The organism is Amycolatopsis sp. NPDC104775 (assembly GCF_055583325.1).
The window spans coordinates 19,418-33,191 of sequence record NZ_JBVJOE010000012.1; the positions used below are offsets into that span (position 1 = coordinate 19,418).

Below are 13,774 nucleotides of genomic sequence, written 5' to 3' on the forward strand. Positions count from 1 at the left end.
GGGGGGGCGGGTGTGAAAAAAGAGTGTGTTCAACCCCCAGCGTGGTGCGCGCTCCCCCCTCCCCCCCCCCCCCCCTCTCCTCCCCCCCCCCCCCCCCCCCCCCCCCCCCCCCCCGCCGTGGCTGGCATGCTTTAGCCGTTCAACTCCGCCGACTCCTCGTCACTGAGCAGCCGCGACCGGATCAAAAACCGCACCCCCTCCGGCGCCTCCAGCGAAAACCCGCTGCCCCGCCCCGGCACCACGTCGATCGTCAGGTGCGTATGCCGCCAGTACTCGAACTGCGGGCCGGACATCCACACCGGCACCGCGTCGATCCCGGTCACCTCCAGGTCGCCCAGATGCACGTCACGGGAACCGACCCGGAATTCGCCGACGGAGTAGCACATCGGGGCGCTGCCGTCGCAGCATCCGCCGGACTGGTGGAACATCACCGGACCGTGGACTGACACCAGCCGTCGCAGCAGGTCGGCGGCGGCTGGGGTCAGGTCCACCCGCCGCGGCATCAGAAGAAGCCCAGCGCCTGGTCGGAGTAGGAGACCAGCATGTTCTTCGTCTGCTGGTAGTGGTCCAGCATCATCTTGTGGTTCTCGCGGCCGATGCCGGACGCCTTGTAGCCGCCGAAGGCCGCGTGCGCCGGGTAGGCGTGGTAGTTGTTGACCCACACCCGGCCGGCCTGGATGTCGCGGCCCGCGCGGTAGGCGGTGTTGCCGTCGCGCGACCAGACGCCGGCACCGAGGCCGTACAGGGTGTCGTTGGCGATTTTGAGCGCGTCGTCGTAGTCGTCGAACTTCGCCACGGACACCACCGGGCCGAAGATTTCCTCCTGGAAGATCCGCATCTTGTTGTCGCCCTCGAACACCGTCGGCTGCACGTAGTAGCCGCCGGACAGGTCGCCGCCGAGGTCGGACTGCTCGCCACCGGTGAGCACCTTCGCGCCCTCCTGCTTGCCGATGTCGATGTAGGACAGGATTTTCTCGAGCTGGTCGTTCGAGGCCTGCGCGCCGATCATCGTTTCGGTGTCGAGCGGGTTGCCCTGCTTGATCTTCTTCACGCGCTCGACCGCGTCGCCGAGAAATCGGTCGTAAATCCCGGCCTGGATCAGCGCGCGCGACGGGCAGGTGCAGACCTCGCCCTGGTTCAGCGCGAAGAGTGCGAAGCCTTCTTGCGCCTTGTCGTAGAACGCGTCGTTGGCGGCGGCGACGTCGTCGAAGAAGATGTTCGGGCTCTTACCGCCGAGTTCGACGGTCACCGGGATGATGTTTTCGCTGGCGTACTGCAGGATCAGCCGCCCGGTGGTGGTCTCGCCGGTGAACGCGACCTTGCGCACGCGGTTGCTCGACGCGAGCGGTTTGCCCGCCTCGACGCCGAATCCGTTGACGATGTTCAGCACGCCCGGCGGGATCAGGTCGCCGATGATCGACAGCAGCAGATGGATCGACGCCGGCGTCTGCTCGGCGGGCTTGAGCACGATCGCGTTGCCCGCGGCCAGCGCCGGGGCGAGCTTCCAGACGGCCATCAGCAGCGGGAAGTTCCACGGGATGATCTGGCCGACGACGCCGAGCGGCTCGTGGAAGTGGTAGGCGACGGTGTTCTCGTCGATCTGCGAGATCCCGCCCTCCTGGGCGCGCAGCGCGCCGGCGAAGTAGCGGAAGTGGTCGATCGCGAGCGGGATGTCGGCGGCGAGGGTCTCGCGGACCGGTTTGCCGTTCTCCCAGGACTCGGCGACCGCGATCTTCTCGAGGTTCTGCTCCATCCGGTCGGCGATCTTGAGCAGGATGTTCGCGCGTTCCTCGGGCGAGGTGCGGCCCCACGCGGGCGCGGCGCCCTCGGCCGCGTCGAGCGCCCGGTCGATGTCGGCCGCCGTGCCGCGGGCGATCTCGGTGAAGGTCTTCCCGGTCACCGGCGTCGGGTTCTCGAAGTACTGCCCGCCGGCTGGCGCGACGTATTCGCCGCCGATGTAGTGGTCGTAGCGAGTCTCGTAGCCGACGACGGAGCCGTCGGTGTTCGGTGCGGCGTAAACGGCCATCTTGCCCTGCCTCGTTGCTGGTCGGTGACGGTCGGCGGCGACCGTAGGCCGGGCAACGTTGCGCCGACGTTGCAGGCTTGTGACCAGGGTCTCTACTCTCATTCACGTGGCAGAGCCGCCCGAACCCGACTTGCTGCGCGATCCGGAGTCGTACGCGCAGCTGCTCCGGCACGTCCGCGAGGCCGTGCTGTCCGGAGCCACCGCGCCGCGCTCTCCGCGCTCGGTGGTGTCGGAGTCGTGGGAGCGCTCGCTGGCCGCGCGCGTCGACCCGGACTCCGGCGAGGCCCCGCTGATCTGCGAGGCGGACGAGCTCACCGACCTGCGCGCGGAGCATCCGCTGGCCCCGGTGCTGCCGCTGCTGCGCGAGATGCTGGTGAGCATCGCCGACGACGCCGAGCACATGATGATCGTGACCGACGCGAACGGGCTCATCCTGTGGCGCGAGGGGGCGACCGGCGTGCTGCTGCGCGCGGACCAGGTCGCGCTCACCGAGGGCACGCGGTGGAGCGAAGAGGCGATCGGCACGAACGCCATGGGCACCACGCTCGCGACCGGGAAGCCGGTGCAGATCTACTCCGCCGAACACCTCGTGCGCCGCTACCACACGTGGACCTGTGCGGCGGCCCCCGTGCGCGATCCGGACACCGGCGTACTGCTCGGCTCGATCGACGTCAGCGGCCCGCTCCGCACGGTGCATCCGGCGATGTTGTCGCTGGTCACCGCCACGGCGCAGCTTGCCGAGGGACGGCTGCGAGCGCAGCTGGCGGTCCGCGACGAGAAGGTGCGGCGGGCGAACATGCCGCACCTGGCGTCGTTGCGCGGCCGCCCCGGCGCGCTCTTGTCCGCGGGCGGCCGGGTGCTCGCTGCCGAAGCGTGCACCCTTCCGTCCACTGTGGAGGTACGAAAAGGCGGCGGCACGGTCACCCTGCCAGACGGCCGGGTCGCCACCGTCGATCCGCTCGACGAGGGTTACCTCCTGCGCATCGCCACCTCCGGCTCCGCGCCCCGGCGGAGGCTGTCCCTCGAATACCTCACCGACGGTCCCGGATCGACCACTGTGGACGGTCGAGACGTCCCGTTCACCCTGCGGCACGCCGAATTGCTGACCTTGCTCGCACTGCAGCCACGCGGCTTGTCGGCGGAGAAGCTCGCGTTGCAACTGTACGGCGAGGCTGGCAACCCGGTGACCGTGCGCGCCGAGATCCACCGGTTGCGCACCCAGCTCGGCACGGGGGTGTTGCAAACGCGCCCGTACCGGCTCGCGGCCACCGTGGACGCGGATTTCCTGCGCACCAAAGCCGCCCTGCGCGCCGGGGACGCCGCGGCGGCGGTCCGGTCGTTCCAGGGCCCGCTGCTCGCGGAGTCGGAGTCGCCCGCGATCCTGGAGGAACGCGAGTCGATCAGCGCGCAGGTCCGGCAGCTGGCGTTGAACAGCGGGGACGCGGATACGTTGTGGGCCTTCTGGGAAACCTCTTGCGGGGCCGACGATCTGGCGATTCTGGACGCGTTGACGGCCGCGCTCTCGCCGTCGGATCCACGGTTGGCGGCGGTACGCACTCACCGCGCTCGCCTGGGTTAAGCGCGAACGGTTTCCCTGATCGCCTCCTCGACCGGAGCCGGGTAATTCAGCTCCAAATACAGCTCCCGCAACAACAATCCGTCCATGTGCTGCACCGTCAGCCCCGGCTGTTTTCCGCTCAGCCCATTGAGAAACCCGCCGAGCTTGAACGCGCCCCGCACCGGCCAGGACGGCATCGACCGCACTCGCCGCGGCCGTCCCGCCGCCGCGGCCAGGCGGGCGAACATGTCCGTCCACCGCAGATTTTCCTCTGCCACCGGGACATCCGCCCCCGACGCCTGTTCCAGCGCGTCCACCGTCGCGACGCCGACCCCACGCGCGCTCGTCGCCCCGGTCCCGCCAGGAGGCGCGAAGAGCGGCGAGCCGGACCGGACCCACTTCACGATCGGCACCGACCACTGCGGCACGCGATCCTCCGCGACACCGAAGACGAACGGCACTTCGAGCACCGCCACCGGTAATCCCGGCCCGGCCGTTTCGCGAGCGACGCGGGCCTGCTCCAGCCGACTCCGCACGTACGGATGCTTCGCGGCCAACCCCCACTCAGGGTGTACGCGGTCGAAGTACGTGTAATACGACCCCAGCACCGCAGCCCGCGTACAGCCTGCTTCGCGCGCCGCGCGCAACAACGCAGCGACAGGCTCGACGTTCCCCGCGCGCAGCCGAGGCTCAACCGGCCCACGCCCGACCGCACGGTCGTCCATGCCGCCCGCGAAGACGACGCCGTCGTGTCCGTCCAGCACTGAGCACAGTTCGTCGTGCGAAGCCTTCGAGACGTCGAGTGTCTTGTCGACGCCCTCGCGTGCCGTACGCGCGACCGCTGTCGTGTCGTGTCCGCGGTTACGCAGCTCGCCGAGTACGTGCTGGCCCAGCAGGCCACTGCCGCCGACCACCAAGATCTTCATGTCCGTGATCTTCCCAGCCGACGCGATCCGCTGGCCGTCTCCGCGGCATTAGCCGGGCATGTCATGCGTCGAGCAGTGAATCCCGCCACCGCCTGCGGCGATCGCGTCGATCGGGACCAGGACGACCTCGCGGCCGGGGAAGTGCTCGGCCACGATGCCGCGTGCCCGGTCGTCGGCGGCTTCGTCGCCGAATTTCGGCAGGAACACCGCGCCATTGGCGATGTAGAAATTGGCGTAGGACGACACGAACGCCTCGCCCCGGCCGGTGATCCGATCCGGGTCCGGCTGGGGCAAGTCGACGATTTCGAGCTTCCGGCCGGCCGCGTCGGCGGCACCGGCCAGCACTCCGCGCGCCTGCTCGGCGGCGCGCGACCAGACGTCCGCCGGAGCGCCGGGAAACGGCTTGTCCAGCAGTACGACTCCGGGCGCGACGTATCGGACCAGGCAGTCGACGTGCGCGTCGGTGATGTCCTCGCCCTTGACGCCGGCCAGCCAGATCACGGTGGTGACGCCCAACGTCCGCTTCAGGTCGGCTTCGACGCGTGCGCGGTCCTTGCCCGGGTTGCGGTTGTCATTGACCAGCGAGCTTTCGGTGACCAGGAGCGTGCCCTGGCCGTCGGTCTCCAGCGCTCCGCCCTCGGCGACGAGCGGAGCCGCGATGCGGGGCAGCTGGTATTTCTCCAGTACAGCCTTGGCCACCGCGCCGTCCCGGGCGTGCTGCTGCTTGCCGCCCCAGCCGTTGAACCCGAAATCGACGCCGACCGGCTTCCCGGCTTCCCGGATGAAGACCGGGGCCGTGTCGCGGGCCCATAGGTCGTCCACCGGGATCTCGGCCACCTCGACGTCGGACCCGGCCGCGCGCTGGGCGGCGTCGCGGTGTTCGGGACCGGCCAGCAGGACGACCTTTTCGAATCCGGCGACGGCCTGGGCCAGCCTGGCGATCGCGGCCTGGACCGCGGGCAGGTCAGTGCCCCAGATGCCGTCCGAAGCCGGCCAGGCCATGAGGGTGCGGGCGTGGTTCTCCCATTCGGCCCCGAACGCGCGGCCACCGGACGCGGCGCCGCTGCTGCCTGGCGACGGAGCGGCGGCCGGGGTCTCGGTTCCGCACGCGGCTAAGCCCAGCGCGGCACCGAGCCCGAGCGCGGCGGTGAGCGCGGTGCGGCGGGAAACGAATTCGTGCGACATCGAGAGAGCTCCCAGCGGATCGGCAGGCCCTCACTGTGACACTGACTGAAAATTTAGTCAATTTGATCAACCCAGCTCGGCGGCAATCGCCCCCCGGACGAGGGCGCGCGCCCGCTGGAGGTCGAGGGTCTCGGACAGCCAGCGTTCGGACAGCCCTTCGACCAGCGCGGTCAGCCGTTCGGCGACATCAACGGGATCGGCGAGACCGCCGAGCGAACGGGTCGACTCCGCTGGTCGCGATACGACGCCGGCGGAGTCGTCGGAGGAACCCCGCGCAGCCTCGACCAACTCGGCGATCTCGGCCACCCACAGCCGAGTGGCGTCGGCGAGACGCTCGCGCAGGTCGCCCTCGAAGACAGCGCTGGCCCGCAGTTCTCCCCATGCCGTGCTGTTCTCCCGGACTTCGGCGGTGTCCTGCAGTTCCAGCAGCAGCGTCTGCTCGAGCGCGGCCCGCGCGTCCGACGAATCCGGCACCTCCTGCGCGGTGTACCGCTCGGCACGGTCGTTGACGTGATCGAGGGTGGCGCGCAGCAACCCTGCGCGATCCTTGAAGTGGTAATAGATCAACCCGGTCGACGCGCCGGCCTCGGCGGCGACCTCCTCGACTCGCAGCCCTCGGACGCCGTTGCGGGCGATCATGCCCACCGCGGCCCGGAGGATGCGATCCCGTTTGCCTGCCATTCGCATCTCCTTGACTGAAGCTTCAGTCAACAAGGTAGCGGGCCCCGGCTGTAGACACCGTCTACATACTTTGATAGACAGTGTCTACAAGATGAACCACAGGTTACGGAGAGCGGAATGGGTTTCCACACGTTCGTCGCCGTCGGCGACAGCTGCGCGGAGGGGCTGGACGATCCCTACCCGGATCACAGCCAGTACCGCGGCTGGGCGGACTACGTCGCCGGGCGGCTCGCGCGCGACGAAACCGCGTTCCGGTACGCCAATCTGGCCGTTCGCGGACGACGGCTCGACCAGATCACCGCGGAACAGCTGCCGGCCGCGGAGCGGCACGAGCCGGACCTGATCGCGCTTTTCGGCGGCGGCAACGACGTGATGAGCCGCGGCTGGGACGCTCGCACGGTCGCGCGCCGGGTGGACGCCGCGATCCGGCAGTGCACGCAGATCGCGCCGACGGTCGTCACCTTCACCTTGAGCGACATCGCGCATCGCATGCCGCTCGGCGGGCGGATGCGGCCGCGGGTCACCGCGCTCAACGACGCCATCCGCGAGGCTTCGGTCAGTTACGGCGCGAAGCTCGTCGATTTATGGCCGGACCAGGCCGCGCACGACTCGCGCTACTTCGGGCCAGACCGGCTGCATCTGTCGCAGGCCGGACATCTGCGCGTCGCTGGCCACGTGCTCGACCGGCTCGGCGTCGCGCACGACGGCAGCTGGCTGCAGCCGTTGCCCGGCGCTCCGGCCCGGGGCAGCGCGATCGCCGATCTGCGCTGGCTGTGGCAGGAGGTGCTGCCGGTAGGAGTCACGCGGCTGCGCAACCGGCTCACCGGCCGGTCCCCTGGGGACGGCTTCCTGCCGAAGCGGCCGGAGCTGCTGCCCGTGGCCTTCTCCGAAGCTCAGGTATGAGCGCGCGAGAGAGGTTGATCAGCACCGCAGCGGAGCTGCTCGTCGGTTCCGGCGTCGAAGCCGTGACCTTGCGCGGTATCGCGAAGGCGGCTGGCGTATCGCACGGTGCACCGCTTCGCCACTTCTCGGGACGCGCGGAGCTGCTGTCCGCCGTAGCGACGCTTGGCTTCACACAGCTGCTCCATCGCGGCGCACAGTTGCCCGACGGCACCCCGCGCGAGCGCGTTACGGCGGCCTGTCACGCGTACGTCGACTTCGCGGTCGCCAACCCCGCGATGTTCGAGCTGATGTTCCGTCGCGACCTCATCGATCCTGAGGAACCAGGACTGGTCGCGGCCAGCAGTGCCGTCTTCGACACCTTCGCCGAACTAGTGCGGCTCGACCGCGCCGAAGCGGACGACGACCGACTGCGGCCAGGTACGGATCCACGGTTGGTCGCAGCGTCGTTGTGGGCCGCGTTGCACGGTCTCGCGCAGCTGTGGCTGTGGGGCGGGCTCGCGGGTGCCAGCTTCGCGCCTTCGCCGGAATCGGCGTTGGCAGTGACGCTCGACGCGTACCTGGGATGAAGCTCAGCGGAGAGCCCGGAGTCCTCCCCACCCCTGGCTCTCCGCCGAACAGCGGGAATGGATGACCATTCGGAGCCGACCGTAACCGCTCGCTCCCGCCCCGGAATCCACCCACCGCCCCATCCGGGGTAAACCCTGGCGGTAGGCGGCCTGCCGCGATCGCGGTAGGGAATTGGGAAACCGCCGGTCAGGAAGGTAGCTTCGGGCGCGTGATGCGGATCCTGCGAGCGCGGCCGCTCCTTACGGATTCGCTGCTGGCCGCCGCCGTCGCGCTCTTCCTGCTCGCCGGCGCGGCGGTCCACCACGGCTCGCTCGGCGACCGGCCGGGGCTGTCCGGACTGCTGCTCGCCGCGGCGGGCGCGGCACCGCTGGCGGTCCGGCGGCGCTACCCGATCCGCGTGCTGATCGCGGTGACTTTGCTGGTCGGCGCGTTCGCACTGGCCGGGTTCCGCGCGACGCTCGGCCGTCCCGACCTGCTGATCGCCGCGTACACCGTCTGGGCGCGTTATCCAGTGCGGCAAGCCTGGCTGCCTTCGCTGTTCGCAGCCGCCGGTTTCGAGGTCACGATGCTCGTCGGCGACAGCTCGAATCCGATAGGCGACACGGTGATCGCTGTGCTGCAAGCGTCCGCGACCATCCTTATTGGACGCTCGGTCTACCTTCGCGGGCTCGCTCTGCACGCGACCGCGGAACGTGCTGACCGCGCCGAGTTTGCGGTCGTGGAAGAACGGCTGCGCATCGCCCGCGAGCTGCACGACGTCGTCTCGCACCATCTGTCGGTGATCTCCGTGCAGGCCAACCTCGCGCGGTACGTCTTCGAATCCGCTCCGGACACCGCGCGCGGCGCGCTCGACACGATCACCGGCACGACCACCGAGGCGCTGGACGAGCTCCGCCGCCTGCTCAGCGTGCTTCGTCCGCCGCATCAAGAGCCGGGCGAATACCGTCCACAGCCCGGTCTCGAAGAGCTTCCCGCGCTGGTCGGCCGGGTCCGCGAGGCGGGGCTGACCGTGCGGCTGCGGGTCGCCGGAACGCCGCGGACCCTGCCGTCGGGCCAGCAGTTGTGCGCGTACCGGGTCGCGCAGGAAGCGTTGACGAACGTCTTGAAGCACGCGCCGGATTCCTCCGCCACGCTGGAGGTCGAGTACCTGTCCGACGCGCTGCGGCTGCGCGTGGCCGACTCCGGCGGCGGACCGCGCACCGACGGCAATCCCGCTGGTCACGGCCTCGTCGGCATGCGGGAACGCGCGCGTATGTACGGTGGCGAGATCGAAATCGGGCCTCGCGAACCGGCGGGGTTCGAGGTGGTGCTGAGCCTCCCGTACCCGGACCGGACCGGCGGAGAACCGAAGTGACCAGTGTGCTCGTGGTGGACGACCAGGACCTCGTCCGGGCCGGCCTCGTCGCGCTGCTCGACGCCGCGCCGGGCGTCGAGGTCGTCGGCGAGGCACGGGACGGGCTGGCAGCGGTGCAGGAGGCGGCGCGGCTGCGGCCCGAGGTGATCCTGATGGACATCCGGCTGCCCGGCCTCGACGGTGTGTCGGCCACCGCCCGCATCCTCGCCGGGCCGGACAACCCGCGTGTGCTCATCCTGACCGTCTTCGACCTCGACGAATACGTGTACCGCGCGCTGCGGGCCGGCGCGGCCGGGTTCCTGCTCAAGGACAGCCCGCCGGAGACGCTGATCTCCGGCATCCAGGCAGTGGCGCGCGGGGACATGCTGTTCGGCCCGACGATCACGCGACGGCTGGTCGAGGCGTACACGAGCGCACCGCCCGCCGAACCCGCGCCGGAGCTGAGCGGGCTGACCGAGCGCGAACGCGAGGTGCTCCGGCTGGTCGGCACTGGCATGCCGAACTCGGAGATCGCGGCTCGGCTGCTGGTCAGCGAGGCCACGGTGAAAACCCATCTCAACCGGCTGATGCCCAAGCTCGGAATTTCCAGCCGGGCGCAGGCGGTGGTGGTCGCTTACGAAACCGGGCTGGTGCGGCCGGGGCGGTAGCCGAATTCGTTGCGCAGCACGCGTTCCGCGGCGTGTTGGCCCGCCATTCCGTGAACTCCCGGACCGGGCGGCGTCGCCGCCGAGCACAGGTAGACGCCGCGCAACGGGGTCCGGTACGGGTCCCAGCGCAGCACCGGCCGACCCAGCACCTGGCGCATCGTCACCGCGGCGGCCGCGATGTCCCCGCCCACGTAATTGGCATTGTAGGCCTCGAAATCGCTCGCCAGGATCGCGCGCGAGGCGAGAATTGTGTCGCGGAAGCCCGGAGCGAAGCGTTCGATGCGGCGGATGATCGCGGCGGTCGGGTCGAGCGGATCTCCGTGCGGGACATGGGCGTAGGCCCAGATCGGCTGTTTGCCGGGCAGACCGCGGGACGAGTCGACGACCATCGGCTGCGCAAGGAGAACGAACGGCTCCCTAGCCCGTTTTCCGGCGGCTGTCGCGTTCTCCGCCGCGTGCACCTCGGCTCTCGTCCCTCCGATGTGGACAGTCCCGGCTTTGGCGAGTTCTTTCTCGCGCCACGGGATCGCTTCGGAGACCAGGAAATCGACCTTCGCCGCAGCTGGCCCGTAGCGGACATTCTCCAACGCTCTGCGGTACTGCTGCGGCAACAACGACCCGGCAATCTCGAGGACGCCTTTGGGCGCTAAGTCCAGCAGTACGGCACGCGCGTGCGCTAACTCGCGTACGTCGGTGACGCGCGCGTTGGTGTGTACGCGACCACCGTGCGCCTCGATGTCCGCAACGAGGGCGTCGGTGATGCGCTGCGAACCTCCGCGGGGAATCGGCCAACCCGTTGTGTGCGCGAGATGGCTCAGAAGTACCGCGACACCGCCGCCGGTCAGCGAGGGCAGCTTTCCAAGCGCATGCGCCTCGACACCAGCTAAGAGTGCTGCTGCTTCCTTACCCCGGAAGGAATTCACTGTCGCCGCGAGAGCGCGCGTCGCGATGTACGCCGCCGTACGCGGACGCGGCGGGCGGCGAAGGTCGCCGAGGAGCACTTCGGTGATCTCAGCGGAGTGTTCGATCAGTGGTGCCATGAAGCGCCGCCACCGTGCGCCGTCGCTTCCTAGCCGCGCGCAGGTGCGGTCGAGATCCGCGTACGCGATCGCGGTGGTCTTCTCGTCGATCGGGTGCGCGTACGAGATTTCGGGATGACAGAGGTCCAGATCGAACTGCCGGAGGAACGGCGAAGCCGCGGCCATCGGATGGACCGCTGAGCAGATGTCGTGGATAACGTCAGCGTCGAACAACCGCTTCGACCGCGCCCCGCCGCCCGGCTGGGCCGCCGCCTCGAACACCTCGACCGACAACCCGGCCCGCGCGAGCAGCACGGCCGCGGCCAGGCCGTTCGGCCCCGAGCCGACGACCGCGACGTCCAGCGTGACGGGCGGAGACACGTCCCGAGCCTACGGCTGCGACGAACCGGGCGCCCACTGTCACTCCCGAACATCTGATCGAATATTGTCGTACCCCACGCCTACCGTGCACCCCATGCCGGTCCGCACGGGCCGCGCCTGCTGGAGAGGGGGGTCATGCCCGACCACGACACGTTGCTGGAGCGCGTGCGGAAGCTGCTGGCCAAGGCCGAAGACCCGGCCGTCACGCCCGCCGAAGCCGAGCTGTACAACACCAAAGCGGCGCAGCTGATCGCGCGGCACGGGATCGACAACGCGATGCTGGCCGCGTCCGGCCAGAGCGGCGACGACATCACGGTGCTGAAGCTGCCGATCTCCAATCCGTACAGCCGCGACAAAGCCAGCCTGCTCACCAGCATCGCGTATCCGTTGCGCTGCCGGACTTTGCTGCACCGGGTCGGCCAAGGGGTCGAAGAGGTCACCGTATTCGGCTTCCGCACCGACCTCGCGCGGGTCGAGCTGCTGTTCACCAGCCTGCTGCTGCAGGCGAGCACGCAGCTCACGCGAGTGCGTCCGGACGAACGGGTCTTCCGCGAATCGCTGGCAGCGTACCGGCGGACGTGGCTGCACGGCTTCGCGCGCGCCGTGCACGAGCGGCTCACCGCGGCGGAAGAGAACGCCGCGCGAACGTATTCCGACGCTGTCGGCGGAAAGTCGGCGGAGCTGGTGGTGCGGGACCGGACGGCGTTGGTGCAGCAGGCCTTCGACCGCGAGTACGGCGACCTGCGCTCAGCCGCCCCGCGCCGGTTGTCGGGGTCGGGATACAGGGAGGGCCACCGAGCCGGAACCCGGGCGAACCTCGACCCGGCGGCACTGGGAAGGCGACGGTCGGCGCTTCCGGTGCGGTGAGCTGACGTGGCCGTCGTGCTCCGCGTCGAAGACCTTGCCGCTCGGCCGGAGCTGCGCGTACCCGCACTTCAGCTGGGGTTCGTCGGCGGCGAGTTTCTCGGCCGGGGTCTCACCGCGGGGTTGGCCAGTTCGCAGCGGATCGCCGCGCACTGGCCGGAGTTCTTCCTGGTCTTGCTCAACGAAGACGTTCCGGTCGCGCGAGCGGCGGCGATCCCCGTCGCCTTCCCGACTCCGGAACGACCTGAGCTGCCTGACCATGGCTGGGACGGTGCCCTCGTCTGGGCCGCCGAAGACCACCTCGACGGACGGGAACCCACCACGCTGGTCGCGCTGGAGGTGTACGTCGCGGAATCCGCGCGCGGGCAAGGCATTGCCGCGCGAGCGCTCGCCGAGTTGAAGAGCCGGGCACGCCGAGCTGGGCTTTCCCGGCTGGTCGTGCCGGTGCGGCCGACCGGCAAACCGCCGCTGGAATCCATTGCGGACTATCTCGGCCGCCGCACCGATCCCTGGCTGCGCAGCCACGAACGGCTCGGCGCGGAGTTCCGGAAGATCGCGCCCTTCGCGATGACCGTCACCGGCACCCTCGCGCAGTGGGAGCAGTGGACCGGCCTCCACCTCAAAGACGGACACACCGTCGTGCCCGGTGGAATCGCACCCGTGCTCGCCTCGACAGAACAGGACTTAGGCGTATACGTCGAACCGAACGTCTGGTACGAACACCCCCTCTGACTAGGCCTACTCCCAGCCAGGCAGCCAAACCCCATCCCCCGGCTCCTGCCCCTTCACCAGGAAATCACGCAACTTCCGCACATCCGGATGCGCGGGCTCCCGCCGCCACAGCAACGACATCGGGTACACCGGCGTCGGGTCGACCACCAAAACCCGGCGAAGGTCGTATTCGTCCGGCCAGAAGTACCGCGAACCGGCGCCCACGAAGGTCGACAAGTCCGGCGAGGTCGCCAGTTCGTCCAGCATCGTTTCGTTTCCGAAGACCGGGCCCGTGACGTCGATGGTCAGGTCGAACACCTCGGCCAGTTCCGCGTAGTACGCGCCCCATTCCGTGCTCGCCGACAGGCCCGGCATCCAGATCCGGTGGCCGACCAGTTTCGCGATCGGCACCGACGGCAGGTCAGCGAACGGGTGCCGCGGGCCGACCAGAAGCTCGTGCGCGTCGTAGTCCACCACTCCGCTCAGCACGCCACCCGGCAGGTCGCGCTTCGGCACTCCGCGGAACGCCGCGTCGACCGAACCGGCCGCGACCGCGGCGACGGCGGCGTCGAAGCTCAACTCGGCGCCAGTGGTCACGACCTCCAGCGGCACGTCCGGGAACGCCCGGTGGAAGCTCAGCGCGAGATGTGCCGACTTGGTCCGCCGGTTCAGCACGTCGACCCGCAGCGGCCGTTGCTCCGGACGCAGAGCGGCGAGCGCGCGTTTCTCCGCGTCGAGCAGCGCCCGTGCGTGCGGCAGGAACGCCGCGCCATCGCTGCTCAACCGAGCCCCGCGTGCGGTGCGGGTGAACAACTGCACGCCCAGCTCGCGTTCCAGCGTACCGACGCGTTTGGACACTGCTTGCTGCGTGATCCCCAGCTCGGCGGCCGCTTCCTGGAACTGCCCTCCGTCCACGACGGCGATGAAGGTCCGCACGAATTCCAGCTCCACG

Annotated in this window: 14 protein-coding genes; 7 read left to right on the top strand and 7 right to left on the bottom strand. The window is 69.6% G+C overall.

The features are described from left to right. Nucleotides 1–131 precede the first annotated feature (131 nt). Nucleotides 132–503, bottom strand: coding sequence for a DUF779 domain-containing protein (locus ACZ63D_RS37295; protein WP_465359034.1), 372 nt, complete (start codon nucleotides 501–503; stop codon nucleotides 132–134). Next, on the bottom strand, nucleotides 503–2,026 hold the full coding sequence (adh, locus tag ACZ63D_RS37300; RefSeq protein WP_465359035.1) for an aldehyde dehydrogenase: 1,524 nt from the start codon (nucleotides 2,024–2,026) through the stop codon (nucleotides 503–505). Before adh ends, ACZ63D_RS37295 begins: the two co-directional genes overlap by 1 nt. Nucleotides 2,027–2,126: 100 nt before the next feature. Between adh and ACZ63D_RS37305 the strand changes: the two genes are divergently transcribed. Next, nucleotides 2,127–3,605: a helix-turn-helix domain-containing protein gene (locus ACZ63D_RS37305; RefSeq protein ID WP_465359202.1), complete on the top strand. Its 1,479-nt coding sequence runs from the start codon at nucleotides 2,127–2,129 to the stop codon at nucleotides 3,603–3,605. Here ACZ63D_RS37305 and ACZ63D_RS37310 read toward each other — a convergent pair. From ACZ63D_RS37310 to ACZ63D_RS37320, 3 genes are all read right to left on the bottom strand, one after another. Continuing rightward, complete coding sequence (locus ACZ63D_RS37310) at nucleotides 3,602–4,510, bottom strand: NAD-dependent epimerase/dehydratase family protein (RefSeq protein ID WP_465359036.1); 909 nt, start codon at nucleotides 4,508–4,510, stop codon at nucleotides 3,602–3,604. The two genes, ACZ63D_RS37305 and ACZ63D_RS37310, sit on opposite strands and share 4 nt — an antisense overlap. A gap of 48 nt (nucleotides 4,511–4,558) precedes the next feature. Further along, nucleotides 4,559–5,695 carry an agmatine deiminase family protein gene (locus tag ACZ63D_RS37315; RefSeq protein WP_465359037.1) on the bottom strand — a complete coding sequence of 379 codons (1,137 nt, stop codon included), beginning with the start codon at nucleotides 5,693–5,695 and terminating at the stop codon, nucleotides 4,559–4,561. A gap of 66 nt (nucleotides 5,696–5,761) precedes the next feature. Continuing rightward, on the bottom strand, nucleotides 5,762–6,376 hold the full coding sequence (locus ACZ63D_RS37320; protein WP_465359038.1) for a TetR/AcrR family transcriptional regulator: 615 nt from the start codon (nucleotides 6,374–6,376) through the stop codon (nucleotides 5,762–5,764). Nucleotides 6,377–6,493: 117 nt separating this feature from the next. Between ACZ63D_RS37320 and ACZ63D_RS37325 the strand changes: the two genes are divergently transcribed. From ACZ63D_RS37325 to ACZ63D_RS37340, 4 genes are all read left to right on the top strand, one after another. Further along, entirely contained in the window at nucleotides 6,494–7,279 is a 786-nt protein-coding gene (locus tag ACZ63D_RS37325; protein WP_465359039.1) for an SGNH/GDSL hydrolase family protein, read from the top strand. Then, entirely contained in the window at nucleotides 7,276–7,845 is a 570-nt protein-coding gene (locus tag ACZ63D_RS37330) for a TetR/AcrR family transcriptional regulator (protein ID WP_465359040.1), read from the top strand. Before ACZ63D_RS37325 ends, ACZ63D_RS37330 begins: the two co-directional genes overlap by 4 nt. A 212-nt stretch (nucleotides 7,846–8,057) precedes the next feature. Further along, on the top strand, nucleotides 8,058–9,200 hold the full coding sequence (locus ACZ63D_RS37335; protein ID WP_465359203.1) for a sensor histidine kinase: 1,143 nt from the start codon (nucleotides 8,058–8,060) through the stop codon (nucleotides 9,198–9,200). Further along, nucleotides 9,197–9,847, top strand: a complete 651-nt coding sequence (locus tag ACZ63D_RS37340) for a response regulator (protein ID WP_465359041.1) — start codon at nucleotides 9,197–9,199, stop codon at nucleotides 9,845–9,847. Before ACZ63D_RS37335 ends, ACZ63D_RS37340 begins: the two co-directional genes overlap by 4 nt. On the opposite strand, the gene ACZ63D_RS37345 is transcribed toward ACZ63D_RS37340, so the two are convergent. Then, on the bottom strand, nucleotides 9,814–11,247 hold the full coding sequence (locus tag ACZ63D_RS37345) for a phytoene desaturase family protein (protein ID WP_465359042.1): 1,434 nt from the start codon (nucleotides 11,245–11,247) through the stop codon (nucleotides 9,814–9,816). The genes ACZ63D_RS37340 and ACZ63D_RS37345 overlap by 34 nt on opposite strands. Before the next feature lie 135 nt (nucleotides 11,248–11,382). On the opposite strand from ACZ63D_RS37345, the gene ACZ63D_RS37350 reads away from it, so the two are divergent. Together ACZ63D_RS37350 and ACZ63D_RS37355 are read left to right on the top strand one after the other, a co-directional pair. Beyond that, a complete protein-coding gene (locus tag ACZ63D_RS37350; protein WP_465359043.1) occupies nucleotides 11,383–12,114 on the top strand; it encodes a DUF2786 domain-containing protein in 732 nt (243 codons plus the stop codon). Between the two features lie 15 nt (nucleotides 12,115–12,129). Continuing rightward, nucleotides 12,130–12,843, top strand: coding sequence for a GNAT family N-acetyltransferase (locus ACZ63D_RS37355; protein ID WP_465359204.1), 714 nt, complete (start codon nucleotides 12,130–12,132; stop codon nucleotides 12,841–12,843). 6 nt (nucleotides 12,844–12,849) lie between these two features. Here the strand turns inward: ACZ63D_RS37355 and ACZ63D_RS37360 are convergent, their stop codons facing one another. Beyond that, nucleotides 12,850–13,773 (bottom strand): LysR family transcriptional regulator, encoded by a 924-nt coding sequence (locus tag ACZ63D_RS37360; protein ID WP_465359044.1) that lies wholly within the window; start codon nucleotides 13,771–13,773, stop codon nucleotides 12,850–12,852. Between the last annotated feature and the right edge of the window lies 1 nt (nucleotide 13,774).

Bases quoted from the DNA above. Each gene is read 5' to 3' on its own strand.
- ACZ63D_RS37330 (WP_465359040.1), top strand. From the start codon at position 7,276: ATGAGCGCGCGAGAGAGGTTGATCAGCACCGCAGCGGAGCTGCTCGTC.
- adh (WP_465359035.1), bottom strand. From the start codon at position 2,026: ATGGCCGTTTACGCCGCACCGAACACCGACGGCTCCGTCGTCGGCTAC.
- ACZ63D_RS37310 (WP_465359036.1), bottom strand. From the start codon at position 4,510: ATGAAGATCTTGGTGGTCGGCGGCAGTGGCCTGCTGGGCCAGCACGTA.
- ACZ63D_RS37335 (WP_465359203.1), top strand. From the start codon at position 8,058: ATGCGGATCCTGCGAGCGCGGCCGCTCCTTACGGATTCGCTGCTGGCC.
- ACZ63D_RS37350 (WP_465359043.1), top strand. From the start codon at position 11,383: ATGCCCGACCACGACACGTTGCTGGAGCGCGTGCGGAAGCTGCTGGCC.
- ACZ63D_RS37320 (WP_465359038.1), bottom strand. From the start codon at position 6,376: ATGGCAGGCAAACGGGATCGCATCCTCCGGGCCGCGGTGGGCATGATC.
- ACZ63D_RS37295 (WP_465359034.1), bottom strand. From the start codon at position 503: ATGCCGCGGCGGGTGGACCTGACCCCAGCCGCCGCCGACCTGCTGCGA.
- ACZ63D_RS37315 (WP_465359037.1), bottom strand. From the start codon at position 5,695: ATGTCGCACGAATTCGTTTCCCGCCGCACCGCGCTCACCGCCGCGCTC.
- ACZ63D_RS37325 (WP_465359039.1), top strand. From the start codon at position 6,494: ATGGGTTTCCACACGTTCGTCGCCGTCGGCGACAGCTGCGCGGAGGGG.